This is a genomic window from Lysinibacillus sp. NPDC092081, assembly GCF_044755845.1.
In the GTDB taxonomy this organism is placed as follows: Bacteria; Bacillota; Bacilli; order Bacillales_A; family Planococcaceae; genus Lysinibacillus.
In genome coordinates this window covers 51,124-65,064 of sequence record NZ_JBIVRU010000015.1, presented here as the reverse complement: position 1 = coordinate 65,064, position 13,941 = coordinate 51,124, and the positions used below count along the sequence as shown (strand labels likewise).

At 37.4% G+C, this 13,941-nt stretch carries 22 protein-coding genes; 2 read left to right on the top strand and 20 right to left on the bottom strand.

Translation table 11 applies throughout. The annotated features are described in order from the left end of the window. Positions 1–28: 28 nt before the first annotated feature. A complete protein-coding gene (locus ACIQLB_RS18690; protein WP_400729094.1) occupies positions 29–304 on the bottom strand; it encodes a YolD-like family protein in 276 nt (91 codons plus the stop codon). A 160-nt stretch (positions 305–464) separates the two neighbouring features. On the opposite strand from ACIQLB_RS18690, the gene ACIQLB_RS18685 reads away from it, so the two are divergent. Together ACIQLB_RS18685 and ACIQLB_RS18680 are read left to right on the top strand one after the other, a co-directional pair. Further along, positions 465–611, top strand: coding sequence for a hypothetical protein (locus ACIQLB_RS18685; protein WP_400729092.1), 147 nt, complete (start codon positions 465–467; stop codon positions 609–611). 232 nt (positions 612–843) lie between these two features. After that, complete coding sequence (locus tag ACIQLB_RS18680; protein WP_400729089.1) at positions 844–1,047, top strand: hypothetical protein; 204 nt, start codon at positions 844–846, stop codon at positions 1,045–1,047. Between the two features lie 20 nt (positions 1,048–1,067). On the opposite strand, the gene ACIQLB_RS18675 is transcribed toward ACIQLB_RS18680, so the two are convergent. The 19 genes from ACIQLB_RS18675 to ACIQLB_RS18585 all read right to left on the bottom strand — a co-directional run bounded on the left by ACIQLB_RS18675 (position 1,068) and on the right by ACIQLB_RS18585 (position 13,939). After that, the gene (locus tag ACIQLB_RS18675; RefSeq protein WP_400729086.1) at positions 1,068–1,814 is read right to left on the bottom strand and encodes a lysozyme; all 747 of its coding nucleotides are present in this window, start codon (positions 1,812–1,814) and stop codon (positions 1,068–1,070) included. Next, positions 1,801–2,079 (bottom strand): hypothetical protein, encoded by a 279-nt coding sequence (locus tag ACIQLB_RS18670; RefSeq protein ID WP_400729083.1) that lies wholly within the window; start codon positions 2,077–2,079, stop codon positions 1,801–1,803. The genes ACIQLB_RS18675 and ACIQLB_RS18670 overlap by 14 nt, the downstream gene beginning before the upstream one ends. Positions 2,080–2,081: 2 nt before the next feature. After that, positions 2,082–2,456: a hypothetical protein gene (locus ACIQLB_RS18665; RefSeq protein ID WP_400729080.1), complete on the bottom strand. Its 375-nt coding sequence runs from the start codon at positions 2,454–2,456 to the stop codon at positions 2,082–2,084. A 130-nt stretch (positions 2,457–2,586) separates the two neighbouring features. Beyond that, positions 2,587–2,796, bottom strand: a complete 210-nt coding sequence (locus ACIQLB_RS18660; RefSeq protein ID WP_400729077.1) for a hypothetical protein — start codon at positions 2,794–2,796, stop codon at positions 2,587–2,589. A gap of 76 nt (positions 2,797–2,872) precedes the next feature. After that, positions 2,873–3,028, bottom strand: a complete 156-nt coding sequence (locus ACIQLB_RS18655) for an XkdX family protein (protein ID WP_400729205.1) — start codon at positions 3,026–3,028, stop codon at positions 2,873–2,875. Beyond that, positions 3,028–3,243, bottom strand: a complete 216-nt coding sequence (locus ACIQLB_RS18650) for an XkdW family protein (RefSeq protein WP_400729074.1) — start codon at positions 3,241–3,243, stop codon at positions 3,028–3,030. The genes ACIQLB_RS18655 and ACIQLB_RS18650 overlap by 1 nt, the downstream gene beginning before the upstream one ends. Further along, positions 3,243–5,738, bottom strand: coding sequence for a sialidase family protein (locus ACIQLB_RS18645; RefSeq protein ID WP_400729071.1), 2,496 nt, complete (start codon positions 5,736–5,738; stop codon positions 3,243–3,245). Before ACIQLB_RS18645 ends, ACIQLB_RS18650 begins: the two co-directional genes overlap by 1 nt. 2 nt (positions 5,739–5,740) lie before the next feature. Further along, positions 5,741–6,340, bottom strand: a complete 600-nt coding sequence (locus tag ACIQLB_RS18640; protein ID WP_400729068.1) for a hypothetical protein — start codon at positions 6,338–6,340, stop codon at positions 5,741–5,743. Then, positions 6,333–6,641, bottom strand: a complete 309-nt coding sequence (locus ACIQLB_RS18635; RefSeq protein WP_400729065.1) for a hypothetical protein — start codon at positions 6,639–6,641, stop codon at positions 6,333–6,335. Before ACIQLB_RS18635 ends, ACIQLB_RS18640 begins: the two co-directional genes overlap by 8 nt. Continuing rightward, positions 6,638–7,306, bottom strand: a complete 669-nt coding sequence (locus ACIQLB_RS18630) for a hypothetical protein (protein ID WP_400729062.1) — start codon at positions 7,304–7,306, stop codon at positions 6,638–6,640. Before ACIQLB_RS18630 ends, ACIQLB_RS18635 begins: the two co-directional genes overlap by 4 nt. After that, on the bottom strand, positions 7,299–8,477 hold the full coding sequence (locus ACIQLB_RS18625) for a baseplate J/gp47 family protein (protein ID WP_400729059.1): 1,179 nt from the start codon (positions 8,475–8,477) through the stop codon (positions 7,299–7,301). Before ACIQLB_RS18625 ends, ACIQLB_RS18630 begins: the two co-directional genes overlap by 8 nt. Continuing rightward, positions 8,455–8,811 (bottom strand): contractile injection system sheath initiator, encoded by a 357-nt coding sequence (locus tag ACIQLB_RS18620; protein ID WP_400729056.1) that lies wholly within the window; start codon positions 8,809–8,811, stop codon positions 8,455–8,457. The genes ACIQLB_RS18625 and ACIQLB_RS18620 overlap by 23 nt, the downstream gene beginning before the upstream one ends. A gap of 10 nt (positions 8,812–8,821) precedes the next feature. Then, complete coding sequence (locus ACIQLB_RS18615) at positions 8,822–9,361, bottom strand: Gp138 family membrane-puncturing spike protein (protein WP_400729053.1); 540 nt, start codon at positions 9,359–9,361, stop codon at positions 8,822–8,824. Beyond that, entirely contained in the window at positions 9,358–10,194 is an 837-nt protein-coding gene (locus tag ACIQLB_RS18610; RefSeq protein ID WP_400729050.1) for a phage protein, read from the bottom strand. The genes ACIQLB_RS18615 and ACIQLB_RS18610 overlap by 4 nt, the downstream gene beginning before the upstream one ends. Beyond that, positions 10,187–10,513: a phage baseplate plug family protein gene (locus ACIQLB_RS18605; protein ID WP_400729047.1), complete on the bottom strand. Its 327-nt coding sequence runs from the start codon at positions 10,511–10,513 to the stop codon at positions 10,187–10,189. The genes ACIQLB_RS18610 and ACIQLB_RS18605 overlap by 8 nt, the downstream gene beginning before the upstream one ends. After that, positions 10,510–11,019 (bottom strand): phage baseplate protein, encoded by a 510-nt coding sequence (locus ACIQLB_RS18600; RefSeq protein WP_400729044.1) that lies wholly within the window; start codon positions 11,017–11,019, stop codon positions 10,510–10,512. The genes ACIQLB_RS18605 and ACIQLB_RS18600 overlap by 4 nt, the downstream gene beginning before the upstream one ends. Positions 11,020–11,030: 11 nt before the next feature. Next, positions 11,031–13,091: a tape measure protein gene (locus tag ACIQLB_RS18595; protein ID WP_400729041.1), complete on the bottom strand. Its 2,061-nt coding sequence runs from the start codon at positions 13,089–13,091 to the stop codon at positions 11,031–11,033. Positions 13,092–13,274: 183 nt separating this feature from the next. Then, positions 13,275–13,541: a hypothetical protein gene (locus ACIQLB_RS18590; protein WP_400729038.1), complete on the bottom strand. Its 267-nt coding sequence runs from the start codon at positions 13,539–13,541 to the stop codon at positions 13,275–13,277. A gap of 5 nt (positions 13,542–13,546) precedes the next feature. Then, positions 13,547–13,939 (bottom strand): phage structural protein, encoded by a 393-nt coding sequence (locus ACIQLB_RS18585; protein ID WP_400729035.1) that lies wholly within the window; start codon positions 13,937–13,939, stop codon positions 13,547–13,549. Positions 13,940–13,941: the final 2 nt, after the last annotated feature.

The following is a 13,941-nucleotide window of genomic DNA, read 5'->3' as shown; positions in this document are numbered from 1 at the left end:
TTAACATCACATTCACTCTCCATTAACATTAATAATCACATTCAGAGACACTCAGAATATCCAAGAAATGTACTTTATGAATGTTCATATATTTATCTTTGATATGTATTAATTTAGTGTTTGCATCCATTTTAGTGACCATACCTGTAAGTGGTTCATCCTTTTTATAGATGGTGAATATTTTAGTTTTATTTTCTTCATGTGCTTCAGATAATGTGTATGCGATTTCTTCTAAGTCAAATTCATCACGGTCTAGGTGCTTTGGTTCTTTCTTTTTTGTTGGTGTTTTTGTTTTAGCAGCCATATTACCTCTCCTCAACAGAACGTTTGTTTGTACATATTATAGAACTAGCGTTCTGTTTTAGCAATAAAAATATTTAATTTTAATGGAAATAATTGAAGGAAAGTATTGACTTTTTATACTAGCACTAGTATAATTAAAGTATAGAAAGGAGGTGAACAAAGTGGATTACGATAAGATTCTAGCTTACCTAGTAACTATCGCAACAATCGCAAACTTGGTAACAAGTACAGCGAAAAACATAAGCGATATGAAAAGTAAGAAAAAACAAAAGCGACGCCCTCCCGCAAAGAAGAAACGTCGCAAATAACTTGTAGAAGGAGGTTAACGCCTCCTTCCCTATAATCTTATCACATCCATCTCATTATGAAAAACATTGGATATGTTGCTGCTTTAGCATTCGCCATTTATATTTTGACAGATATGGTTAATTGGAAAGAACCTAAGTTTTTTGATTACTTTATGATTGTCACTTATTCTCTTTGTTTAATATTAGTGATATTAAACATCGTAGTGTATTTCAAAAGAAGGAAGGGTTAAGTTTGGAAAAAAATTCTCAGACAGAAGCAAATAAACGCTGGCAGGAAAAGAATAAAGAACGTGCAAAGTACATTAGCGCACGATCTAGAGCACGTAGTTTTATAAAAAATCACGCTTTAGAGGAAGATTTAGATGAGTTTATGGAATTGATATTGGAGCGTAAGCAAGTGTTAAATGAAATGAAAATAGACCAAGATGGCATTTAGCTATCTTGGTCATTAACATTTTACTTTGATGTTCCACGAATTGTTGCATAACTTAATTTATTTGCTAAAATAGCACGTTCGGCAATTCGTTTGGCTTCTGACAATGTATTACTCCAACCAGAAATAAAGCGCCATCCATTTTCAATTGAATTGCCTTGCGCTGACTCTGCATAAGTTAAATACCCTTGTTGTACAGCCACATTCATAGCTGCTATCATTGCCTCACGATTTCCGTAATTTCCACTCAGAATGCGGAACTTTTTTGGCTCTTTATCAATTTCAAGGTATTCAATTTTCTTACTAACATCAACACTCACATCAACGGTCGGCTTTTTAAATAAAGCGACTTCATCTTTTCTGCGATTAACTAGACCTTGAAGTGGTTTACCTCCGGCATTACAATATAGCAACATTTCAGCACACGCTTTATCCCACTGTCGAGCATTTAAGTAATTTAAAAGTGCACTGTTTCTCAAGATATTACGTCCAAGATTGTACTGGAAAGAAGCAAGCGCATCATACTGATTTTGGTTTAGAGACACTTTAACATACTGTTCGATTGTATCTGCATGTTCTTGTGTTTGTTTTCGTAGTAATTCAAGTGCATCTACTTTCCTGATTGTTTCACCTTGCTTTACTGCCTGTCCGTTTGGCCATTTTGTTGTACCGTATCCAATTGTCCATATGTTCACTGGATCACGATAAGCTTTATCATAAAACCCTTCCCATTTCGATATTAGATTAATTGCTGTGTTAGAAATTTTCATTTGAATCACCTTCCTTTTTAGCAGCCTTTAATACATCGAATGTTCCTGATGCCGTTAACCCGGCAATAAATCCGGAGATCACCATGACATACACTGGATAATCTGCTAACGGCCAGAATACAAAGCCAATAAAAATACCAATCACAACTGAAGTGATTGGCATGTATTGAGTATTAATGTTAAATGTTCTTTTAAGAACCTCTGCTACTGCTAAAACAATAGCCACCATGACCATTGCAATCATAAAAATGTTTGTTAAATCCATACTTACGCACCTTCCTTTTGTACAATTTTTTCAAGATTATCGATTCGTTTTCCCATAGTTGTTTTAAGCGAATGTAAATTATTCTGCACACCATTTAGCGCAGTTATCATTTCTTTTTGTGTATCTACAAAACATGCATTTGCCTCAATAGATTTTTCTAGCTGTTCATTGAGTCGTTTTTCACGTTCAAGAGATTCTTCTCGATGTTTTTGATCTAGAGACTCTAGACGACTTCTACCATCCTTCATATCCATCCACACACGTCTCGCTGCAAATGCTAATCCTATTAATAACAACCCAACTAAAAATACCCAAGGATTGCTACTTGTGGCCATTTCCTGTGCCAACTTAGTCCCTACGATTGCTGCTAATGTCACATAGCTTCACCTCTGCCCAAAATTCAATAATATAAAAATCCTTGAGAAGCATCGAGAATCAGTAACGTGTACTGTTGCCCATCTCGATTGCTCTCACAGCGCATAAAAAAACACCCTCAATTGAGAGTGCCTACAGTTCTGAAAAACTCGTTACTTTAACGCTATAATATCCGTATTGTCCTTTTAATGATTTAATGATCAAATCGATTAATTCTCTTTCTTCCAAAGTACCATCTTCGATATCTTCATAAGAGTAATCATCAAAATACATTATTTCTAATCCATTTTCAATTGGAGAATTACTTCTCTCGTTATATAAATACCTTACTGATATTTTCATTTTATCATCTCCCTTAAGGTTACCTAATTCGACAAAACAGAAAGGTTTCCTTCTGATTTAGACAATAAAAATAACACTAAGCCTTAGCTTGCGTTTCAAAATCTTGCTTTGTAATTTCTTTGTACTCCTCTGGTGAAATCTCACCGAATGGATTAGCTTCAGTTTTCACAGCAATTCGTAGTTGTTCTGCTGTTACCCATTTTGAGATAAATGCGATTTGCCAAAACCCCATCATTCCCCACCACCTTTCATTGTTATAATATCAAGTTTTAATTGTGTTAATTGTGAACCAAGACTATTAATTAAGAGGTCTTTTTGAATATTTTTTACTTTCTCTTGAGCCAACTCTTCACCCAAAGATAGGACTTGACCTTCGGCTGTAGGTAGCGAGCCAACTTTTTCAAGTTCACTCCAAGAGCCATCAGGCAATCTTCTACGTCTAAGCATTATTCAACTACCCCCATGATTAAATAGATTTTATGATCAATGTTAACGTTAGCCCTAGTTGTAGTTAATTTAAGAATGATATTATCCTTTGGTTCTAAAGTTTCATGATAATATTCATCTTCTACAATTCCAACTGCAACGGGTAAGATGTTTTTTGGGTCTACTTCGAGTAATGAATACTGCTCCTGTTCTCCCTTTAAAGTCATTGATAATTCAACTTTTAAATCAAGTTCCTCGTCTCGTTGAACCCACAATAAAACGCCTCTTGCAGAACCTTTAGGTGGCTCGATTTTATAACGAGCGACAGATTGCAAAACAGGCGTTTTCACAGCATTTTTATTAAGTTTTATTGTCTTGCTAGCTTTAGCGCCATAATTGTCGATTACCTCGACAACAATCGTATTTTCACCTACGACTAATTGTGCAAGCGAAACTTCAAACTCCCAATCTCCACCTGTACCACTATAGATTTCTACAGGATCATTAGCGTTAATACGTCTAGTTACTTTAACGCTTGAATTAGCATCTTCATCCCACGCTTTACCACTGACTTTAAACTTGTCTAAATCGATGATTCCACTTGGTACAACTGTATCTACTGAAAGTAATGGTGCTCGGTTGGGCACAACGTAGAATGAACGCTCTACTACTGTTGACGTTGCGTTCTCGCTATCAACCGCCCATACTTTTAATTTGTGCGCTACGCCTTCTGCGAGTGCTCCTGTGATAGCCGTGTCTCCATCGTATAGCTTTCCACCTTTAAACATAAGCTGCTTAGATAAAGGTATTTGAGTCTGGCTGAGGTTAGTCGCTAAAACCTTTCGCGATTCACTGTTGATTTGGTAATATGCAGTTACTGACTGATCTTTGTCAGGATCATACATGTCACCTGAGATATTCATTACATCATTTTCGTATAATGTTTGATTATCTGTTGGTGATGCAATTGCTATTGTCGGGTTGTTGTTTGTTATTATTTTGCCTTTGAATTGTATGCCGCTTGTAGTTTCTAGGATAAATGGCGGTGGATACTCTATACTCTCACCGAATTTAAAACGACGTTCAGGATCATATAAAACATGTGCGTATGCACCTAGGGCAATTTCACTGCTAATAGAAGTCCATATATCGCCTCTATCTTTAGAAACAAACATAATGATACCTTTAGCTGTCTGCCCTAACACGATCATCGTGCCGTTTTTGTCTATCGTCATATCGGCAAATGAAGCATTGTTATATAAATTGATAGGTGTACTAGGTACTTTCCAATTAGTACCTAAATCGTCAGAATAGCGAGTGTCTAAGTGCGATGTTGCATTTGCTGTAGTTGAACAATGAAACGCTATATTTATACGACCTTTATCATCCACCCTGATAATAGGCATGTCCACTGATTTATCACCGCTGTTATACACTGTTCTAAATGTATTGTTGAAATTAGCGCCACCATCTGCGCTATACATGAACTGTAAAACAGTTGTTCCTCCTGACACCTCTCTAAATACTAGATAAACTTTATTATTTAATACCACCATATCAGGTGAATAGCTACCAAGTCCTGAACTGTTAGCGCCTGTTAACATTTTAGTTGCTGAGAACGAATTCCCTTTATCAGATGAGTAAACATACGCTATGTTGTACGAAGCGCCTGGATTTTTAACGGACATTGTGATATGCACTTTGTTAGTAGCTTTGTCGTACACCATAGACGGCGCTGTGTCTACTTGCATTGCGTTACCGTTAATTTGTTTATTCAAAACTGTCCATGTCTTACTGATTGGATTCCATAAACTATACATCGCTGTTGATGCTGTCGTATATAATATTGCTATATCGTTCCCAACAGCTGCTATAGTGACGTTTTTTATAGTCGACGAAACATATATTGTTTGTTCCCAATTTTCACCTTCGTCTTTAGATACCCAAATCCTAGCGAAATAATCAGTTACATAGGTTGCTGCAACCCACCAACCGTTATCCAGGATAACTAATTTACGGCCGTTGTTCGGTCTTATTCTAGCACTTGTTTCCGTTGTTACTGTTCCTGGCGGTAATGCTCCAACTGCCGTTTTCTTCACATACCAACTACCGTCGCTATGTCGTCCGTTTGCCGGATATGCGCCGTCCTCTGCAATGATGTCACTTTGTACCAACGAGCCTTTTGTGTAGTATGTGCCGCCGCCACCTGTTTGTGTAAGTTCCGCTGTACACGTTGATTCTGCAAGCATTGTTACGCTTAGGCTAGCTACTGCCCTATAAAGGGTATTACCACTAACGCTGTATATAGTTCCGGCATTAAAACTACCTTGTATAGTAATGTAACTACCAGAAACAGCAAACTTACCTGTAGTCTTGTCGAATGTATACGAACTGTAGCCAGACCCCATGTAATTTTGACCACTATATGATTCACTCGACCATTTCTGTGTATATTCGTTAACAACAGGATATGTGTTTTGTATTGCTGTAAACTTGTCATAATAAAATAAAGCCATCCTTAAACCACCTCCACTAATTCAACATTGAATGTTTGCCAATTCCCTACGCCCATTTCAGCGTTGACCATATCAATCAAGACATTACTACGAGCCACTTTAGCACCTTTTTTATAAGCGTTTTTCAGTGCTTGTACTTTAATGAAATCTTTACCTACATCAGTGATAACAACATCCTCATGAGCCACATCATCAAAAATAGTGACTTGTGTAAAAGCTGTAAATCCTTCTACACTCTCCACTTTTAAAGTAGTTGTTCCTATTGCAACAGCCTCAATAATATCCGTTAAGGCTTTGTCTAATGTAATTTTATTCGTGCTGCCATCCAATGTGTCTGCAAATGTACCGCTGTTACCAGGGACACGACCATCAAGCTCTAGTTGTACACGCATACGTTCCTGTCGTCGATATATTTCAATCAAAAAACGATACGCATTATAGATTCCCCACTCGAAATTATTTGCGAATTCTGACATGAACGGTGTACCATCATCGATGACTTCACCAGTAACAGGATCTTCAACATCATCGTGCCATTGTGTACGTTCATACGGATTCTTTTTAAAATTTAAAGGTATTTCACCATTCATTAGTTTATTCACTTACTTTCACTTCCTTCGACTCGAGTTGCAGAGGAAAAGCAATTACATATCCCTGCGAACCTTTTTGATAGTTCATTGTTTTCACATACAATTCACGCCCATAACTATCGACTAAAGCAGCACGTGTTACTAATCCTTGTTCCATTGACAATTTTACATACTTTCTTAGTCCATATTTTGTGCTAGTATGATAGATTTCTTTGTCATAAACGACACCATCAATAGTAACCTTTGCACCTACTGCAAGATTACTTAAAAATTGCTGTACTAAATCTATCATCAACGGTTGTATTTCATTCAATTCCTCACACCTCCTGCTCTAAATCTGCCACAAATTCGATTGTTCATAATGAAACCATAAGATTCGCTTGGTATACGTAATATTTCATTTCCTAACGCACCGTGAGTTTTTGCAGTTTTAAAACGGCCGCATATTTTATAGTTGATTTGCCATGCGTAAGTACCGGCATGTAGTATTAAAAATTCATTTAATTCATTTAAGAAAATATATATACCAACACCAGCTGTCTTGATTCTTTTGATTAATGTATCAGGGATGCTTTTAGCTGAAGATCTGATGTTTAATAGTAATGTAGCTGGTTCAAATTCTCTCCAACCTTCCTCAAACCCAATGAAATCATTATCCATATAGGCATCCATAATTAGATTCATCGTGTCTAAATCACCTTCAGAAAGGTTAAGGATGCACTGGATTTTAATCATTTTGCGGTATTCCTCATCATCCCAACTATCACGTGCTATCCCTTCATCTTTCCCTAGACGATCTAAGCCATATCCTTCAGCCTGATCCACATCCCAATACTTTAAAATCGTTTGCTGTATAGCAAGATTTTCTACACCATTTTCAGCAATGATTTTTAGGAGCCTATAGTTATTACTATCCTCATCTCTAGCGTACTGGCGAGGCATACGGTCCAATAATGTTTGTAATCGTTGATTAGACAAGGCTCAACACCTCGATTTTGGATTCATCAGTTTCAGCTACTTCAGGAAAAGCAATGGTTACGTTATGCGGTTCAAAAGTAAATCCATCAGTTGAAAACTCAATCCTAACATCCTCAACACCATCAATTGATAAAGCACGTGCCTCTGCTTTTGTACAAACGACATCTTTACTCATTCCTACACCTGGATAAAGTGTGTCATTGTATGTGCCACCAATATATTTGACTACTTGAGCAATAACCAATTCATCGCCATTTAACGGATACTGTTTACCCTTTTCGATATATACTTTTACAAACACTCTGACTGTTGTTGCCCTTGTAAAGCCAATTTCATGTATAATTCCTCGACTATCTTTATAGGTATATACCTTTTGTCCGTAAGCCTGTATGCCTCCGCCTTTCTTCTTGAAGATAGCCATTGCTATATCTTCATCTAAGCCTCCTAAAACAACGGTTTCGACTGAATGAGGTGGACGTCCTTCTGCATCTTCAACGTTCGTGTCATTTTCTATCGCAATGGCAGCACGTACACCTTCCACTTCATCGAGCACATTTGCTTCAATTGATTCGACACGTCTTGCTCCTACTTTACCAAGGGAATCATAATAACGATCCTGCAATTCTTCATCTGTCTCCTCATCTTGCCCATTAAAAAAAGCATCTGGATTCATTACTGAATTGATGCCACTCTGTGGATTAACTATTATTGAAATATCTCCCGGTTCTACATTGCCAATAGCGCCATATTCAAGCGCTTCTACATCCAAACGATAGTTTCCATCTTCTACCGCATCAACAGCCTCTAACGCTTTAAAATACACGTTGTAACGTGTTCTAAATAAATCACCTATATTAATCTTTGCGCCTTTGTCTAAATTAACGATGACTTCACCAGTTGCTTTAAGCCAACGCTTACGTGTAATTAATGCGCGCATAACATTTGCTTCTAATGGAGATCCTTCACTTGTGTCAACAAATCGTGCATTATATACATGTTCAAGTCCTTCGTTGTCCTCAGCACGTTGTTGCGCTTGTAAATGAATGAATTTACCTAAAGGTGTGCGATCTGATAAGTCTGCATCCTCTCCAAACAACTCACGTGCTTGTTCCTCAATGATTGGTAAATAATCAACTGTACGCATTCGTTTAAACCCAAATTTGGTTAACAACAGCTTCACCCCCTACCTCGTCACCATTTGTAGTGCGAGCACTAAAATTAATGGATAAAAACCGTTTAATGCGATTAAATTCGTAATCTACACTTAGCACTTCTGCTACTCGTGGCTCCTGATACAAACAGTCATGCATAGCTTGAACAATCTGCTTTTTGTTGGGTAGCTTCTGTTCAATCACTGATCTGCGGAAACCGTGATTATCATTAAATAACCATTCACCTACTCGAGTACGTAACAACTGTTTCAAGTTTTGAATAAGTTGCTCATCACCATGTACTAGCTCGTTAAGTATCCAATCACCGTTGTCATCATATTTAAGTGTATGCATGTCTTACCTCCTACACTAAATCTACGGTCAAATCCTCACCGTTAGCTGTGATAGTTTCTCCGATAAATTGAATATCATCGGCTTCAACTATAAATTTTGTTGATTTTACATTAATTTCTCCGGAATCATTTAAAACAATTTTGGTTTGAAAATCCTTAGTGCCTATAACCACATCATCAGGATGCTCGTTTTGAATTGGATTTGTAAAACGATTAACACCACCAACTATTAGAGCATCATTGGCACTGAACGAGCGACTAGCAGCTTCTCCTCCACCGAACAATAGAGGATCTATGTCAGCTTGAGAGCAGACAACTAGCACAGTATCTCCTTTTTTGAAGGGCACTTGAATGACAAATTGCTCTGTCTGCCAAAAAACAATTGGTACATCCAAAATAGGTGTTGCTTCTGAATCATTTAAAGGTAGAACATCAGCTTTATAAAGGTTCATATCAACTTCAATCACTTCACATATAAGGCACGTATTCATATTCATCAAGCTTTCCTCAATTGAACTGCTTACTAGTTGAGTCATTGATGTTTTTGTCATAATGGCACCACCTCGCATTCTGTGTAGTACTCTGTTCCTGACGTATCTCCTTTATGCTCACCTTTCGATACACGGAACACTCCGCTAACCTTTCTAGAAGTTAGTTTAATAATGACATCTGTTGTAACTCGATGATTTAATAACATTTTTATTTTGTAACCTTTAGTTTTTTTCTTGTCATTTTTCAAATTTGAGCCTTTTTCATCTTTTGTTTCTTCCTCAACTTCTTCTGGCTCATCTATCAAGCCAGTTTCCTTTGATATATCAAGACCTAAGTTATCACCTTTTTTACTGTCACGGACAAATAGTCGTCCTTTGTTAATATGCAACTTCGCCTTACAATCCTTGGCAATTTCAGATACAAGGAACTTTATTTTGCCGTTGAGCGCTTTGCCTGAACGATAAATAAAGTCAACAGGTAAATCAATGTCTCCGATTGCAAGACCTGCATCACGTGCTAGTTCATGCAAAATGAGCGATGCATGAGTATTCCTTCCGTATGTCCTCTTTATAATCCCTTGTGTATAGTCCAAGCTACAATCAATACACTTGAATGTCGTGATTTTATCTAGATCTTCCCACTTCGTTTCCTTCTTTTTAAGTGTGCCACTGAAGATAACACCACTCTCGTCTACATATCCAGCGCTTAAAATAGCTACTTGATTGGTAGTAATAGCGTTTATCGTTTCATCTTTCAAGTTATATACTTGAATATCAATCGTATCTACCTTTTCGTTGTCACCAAACGGAACATTAAATTTGATAGTTAATGGATCCGTAATTTCTCGGCCACTTACTAAAAATGTAGTTTTACGCATGTATAAATTACTCATCTGTTTCACCTACATATAAAAAGACCGTCTCATTCAGATTTTCGTAGGCGATACGAGTAGCTGAATTAGCTCGGTCTTTAGGTATTAATTGTACTTTTGGCAATTCAATATTTACATGGTTTCGAAATAATGGTCGATTAAGAATTAACTTTTCGCCAATCACTAGTACACCACCATCTTTGAACAAATCAACAGTAAAAAAATCATGAGCTTGATTGTAATTTACTTCTAACTCAAAAATTTCTCCTGCTAACTCAACTTCAAAAGAGTACGGTATTTCATTTTTATCAATATCGATATACTCAATATACTCGTTCACTTACGCCCCACCTTTTTAGACGATTTATTTTTTGGTGGCGTTGTATATTTCTTTTTGCTAGATTTCGATGTAGATTTTGGCGTTTTTTTCGTCTGTTGACGCCCCTTTTTACTAACTGGTTTAGTCTGTTGCTTAACTGGTACTGACACACTCACGAACTTAGCAACCTTAGCTACTTTTATCTGTTTTAGTGTCATTGTAAAAGCATAACCATCTTTGTTTTTGGCTCCGTAATCACGATTAAAATCAGTAATGACAACATGTTTTAGGGTTGTCATATAATTAAAATCGATGATTTCGCCTTTTTCCCTGTATTCACGTAACTTCAAAACTTTCGCCTCTGTATCATCAAGCATAATGCCAGTTAACGAGATAGTGATAGGATTACTTTTCACATGATCAGTAATCTGCTCACCATCTTCAAGAGCATGGTCCGTTGTAGTAGAGGATTCAGGCGCTGATACACCTGTAATTACATCGATTAATACATCTTTAATGTATGGCATTACTTCACCACCTACGTTGTTTGCATTTCAGAATCAAGCATATCGCTTATTACCTCACGAACTTTTTGAGCTATATCTTGAGGACTATCACCTGTAATATGGAAAATAAATTGATGACCGCCACCGCCTGCATTTGGTGATTGCTGATTTGCACCTCCGCCACTGCCATCGCCTCCCATGTTCAGCTCTGGTGTACCATTTGAGTTTTGAGATAACATTCCTGCATTTCTTAGGGCGTTGGATTGTTGCGCTGTCAATACAGATTCGTCTTTATGGAGTTTGGCGAAATACCCATCATAAGGTACCCGTTCTAACCCCGTAGCATGCTCTGGTACTAATCCGCCAGCCGACACCTTATTGATTGCTTTTTTTCCTTGTCCGTTGTTCACATTTCCCCATTCCACCTTGGGGATGATAGGGACGTTCACGCCAGGTATGGCATTAATCTTTTCAATTAACCAGTTGATACTACCAATAACATCGTTAACGGCGTTTGCTGCTGATACCTTGATACCGTTCCAAACGTTTTCCCAAACGCTTTTTGTGCTATCCCATTGTTCGGCCATAGTGACCGCTGTTCGGATAATTTGCCCTATTGGACCCAACACTAATGTGGCTACCCCTTTAAATGCACCAAGTTTATTCCACAACTCTCCTGTTTTTGTTCGCACGATATCCCAATTTTGATATAAAAGTATACCAGCTGAAATTAATAACCCTATGCCAGTTGCGACAAGTCCGATAGGGTTTGCACGTAATGCTGCATTAAAACCTTGTGTAGCGATAGTAGTTAATATTGTACTGTTTTTAAATAAATCTAATGCTGTTTTTACGGTAGAGATAGTTTTAAATACAGCAAAGCCGCCTGCAATACCTGTTGTAGCTGCTATTACGGTATCTTTATTGTCTTTAATCCAACTTAAACCAGTTTTAAATCCTTCTAATGTTGGTATTGCTACACTTTTAACAGTTTCAAATCCTTGTGTTAGTTTATCTCCCAACTGTTTTCCGTCGATACCTTTTATTTTTTCAGCAACAAGACCTAAAGTTTTACTAAATCCTTTACCTATTAAACCAAATATATTCTCAATTGATTTTAATGGTGTTCCCTTGAGTACCTCTTGAATTGATTGGATGATACCTGCAACACCACGCGTAACTGCCGTGTTCATATTACTGAATGATGTACCGATACCAGCACTACCATCTTTAGCAATTTCGGCGAATCCACCGACACCACCATTCAAATCAATAAGTTTATTATTAAATTGATCAAACGTGATTTTACCTTTTTGTAAGGCTTTATATAAATCTTGTTGTGCTGATTTTCCTGTGAAACCAAATGCTGAGGCTGTTTTATTAAGCGCAAACCCCATCGTCTCTTGCAACGTACTCCAACTATCAGCCTCGACTTTTCCTTTAGACAACATTTTTACATACTGATCAAGACCACGTTCTGCATCCATAGCATCTGATCCAGATGCTAAAAAAGCGTTATTTAAGGTTAAAGCTGTGTCAGTCGCTTTATCTAAGTCACCTGTCATAAGAGAGATAGTTTGCGTACTACCTACAATGCCATCTAGTGTCGTTGGTAGGCCTTGAATACCATCAGCAAGTTTGTTAATACCTCCTGTTGCTTGTTCACTAGTAAAGCCCATTTTCTCCATAACCACAGGGAATCCTGCTAATGTATCAACACGATTGATTGCACCATCCACAGCACCTTTAACCATACTCATAGCTTTATCAATAACCTTGATTGCACCAACTGCCGTTCCAACACCGATGATTGTACTTTTTAAACTAGCAAAACCCCGTCCAGTTTCTCCGACTTTCTGGTTGAGTTTTCCGACACTTTGTACGCCATCGTTCATACCTTTACTAACAGATGCAGCCGAACTCACCCCAACTTTCCCCATCGAACTAAAACCAGATGATGTTTTGCCTAGTTTTGTTCCGAGTCCCATTACCGTACGTTCGGCTTCATCCATCTTTTTATCAATTTGATCAAGAACTTTAGATGCTTCGTCTTGAAAGTAAATGCCAACGAACATATCGCGCATGCTACTCATTTAATCACCCCTAGCATTTTTAAGGATGAAAGTGTTTCTAAAATTGTATCGTTATCCCATAGTTCTACAGAATGAGGATCAATTTTATAGTGGAAACCAATTACGTATTTCCACCACTTCTCACTTGCCTTTTTTTCATAAAAAGAAGGGATGCTTTGCACCCCTGAAAGAAATTTTATTTTATTACTGTCCTGTTCGAAGAAAGTTAAAGGCTTCGGTAGTGACCTCCTCTAACTCTTCCCATGTGTCAAAATCGTCCATAGTTAATCCATTTGGTACGACTACAACATGTTCTAGCATTTGAGGCATCATATTAGAATTCAGAACTTTCCCGTGTAATCCGGTTCCGTTATCTATAATTTCAGCTTGTTTCGAATTAGGTACGTTTTGGAAAGTATATTCATTGCCTGCTTTTGATTTAAATTCTTTTGTTTTTGCTGTAAATGCCATATGAATTAATCCTCCTTGTATTGTGCTGCTAAAATTTTGTATTCAACGCCATCAACTTCAGCTCCACGTGAAAAGTTTGGGTTTTTCGCGAAACGACAATCCAAACCATTCACACGTTTCTTACGTTTAGAATCATTGAGCGAAACATTAAATGATTCTTTTGATTTTAATAAAGTATCTAGCATAGGTAATACGCTAGAGTCTTGTTTTAATGTAAATGTAAAGGTGCCTGTTTCATCTGCTGATTCGTTATAAGTAACAGATCCATCAGCACCAACATGTTGACTAAAATTATCTTCGTTTTTCTCTGCCTCAATTGGAGTGCCGTCCATAAATCCGGTTAGAATAATTCCTCCAACGATTGCAACTGTATCTTTAAAATTAAATGTTTCTGACATTT

Coding starts and splice junctions, on each gene's coding strand:
- ACIQLB_RS18690 (WP_400729094.1), bottom strand. CDS start 304: ATGGCTGCTAAAACAAAAACACCAACAAAAAAGAAAGAACCAAAGCAC.
- ACIQLB_RS18675 (WP_400729086.1), bottom strand. CDS start 1,814: ATGAAAATTTCTAACACAGCAATTAATCTAATATCGAAATGGGAAGGG.
- ACIQLB_RS18670 (WP_400729083.1), bottom strand. CDS start 2,079: ATGGATTTAACAAACATTTTTATGATTGCAATGGTCATGGTGGCTATT.
- ACIQLB_RS18660 (WP_400729077.1), bottom strand. CDS start 2,796: ATGAAAATATCAGTAAGGTATTTATATAACGAGAGAAGTAATTCTCCA.
- ACIQLB_RS18655 (WP_400729205.1), bottom strand. CDS start 3,028: ATGGGGTTTTGGCAAATCGCATTTATCTCAAAATGGGTAACAGCAGAA.
- ACIQLB_RS18650 (WP_400729074.1), bottom strand. CDS start 3,243: ATGCTTAGACGTAGAAGATTGCCTGATGGCTCTTGGAGTGAACTTGAA.
- ACIQLB_RS18645 (WP_400729071.1), bottom strand. CDS start 5,738: ATGGCTTTATTTTATTATGACAAGTTTACAGCAATACAAAACACATAT.
- ACIQLB_RS18620 (WP_400729056.1), bottom strand. CDS start 8,811: ATGCATACACTTAAATATGATGACAACGGTGATTGGATACTTAACGAG.
- ACIQLB_RS18615 (WP_400729053.1), bottom strand. CDS start 9,361: ATGACAAAAACATCAATGACTCAACTAGTAAGCAGTTCAATTGAGGAA.
- ACIQLB_RS18610 (WP_400729050.1), bottom strand. CDS start 10,194: ATGAGTAATTTATACATGCGTAAAACTACATTTTTAGTAAGTGGCCGA.
- ACIQLB_RS18600 (WP_400729044.1), bottom strand. CDS start 11,019: ATGCCATACATTAAAGATGTATTAATCGATGTAATTACAGGTGTATCA.
- ACIQLB_RS18595 (WP_400729041.1), bottom strand. CDS start 13,091: ATGAGTAGCATGCGCGATATGTTCGTTGGCATTTACTTTCAAGACGAA.
- ACIQLB_RS18590 (WP_400729038.1), bottom strand. CDS start 13,541: ATGGCATTTACAGCAAAAACAAAAGAATTTAAATCAAAAGCAGGCAAT.
- ACIQLB_RS18585 (WP_400729035.1), bottom strand. CDS start 13,939: ATGTCAGAAACATTTAATTTTAAAGATACAGTTGCAATCGTTGGAGGA.